Here is a 350-nt window from a genome sequence, read left to right on the forward strand (position 1 = left end):
GACAAGCTGCTTTCGTTCGCTTTTTGCGCCTACATTATGAATTGTTAATGTTTCTTGAATGGAAGCACCAATCTTTTTTCTTGGATTAAGGGAAGTATGTGGATCTTGGAAAATCATTTGTAAATCTTTACGAATTGTTCGTAAGCGTGATGCTTTAGATTCGAAAATACTTTCTCCATTAAACTGTGCTTCTCCGCCCGTTGGTTCTACTAATTTTAAAAGCGTGCGCCCCGCTGTACTTTTCCCGCAGCCAGATTCACCTACTAATCCGTACGTTTCGCCTTCATAAATATCAAAGGATAAATCTTGAACTGCTTTGATTTGGCCTTTTGCTTTCCCTAAAGCAGAAC

The 350-nt window shown here is 39.4% G+C and carries 1 protein-coding gene; it reads right to left on the bottom strand.

Features of this window, described 5'->3' with window-relative positions:
* Positions 1-350, bottom strand: a 350-nt coding sequence (locus AC1DWA_RS33900; RefSeq protein WP_477917951.1) for an ATP-binding cassette domain-containing protein, incomplete at both ends; no start/stop codon positions are given.

Source organism: Rhodococcus sp. P4_F3_2 (assembly GCF_056401335.1).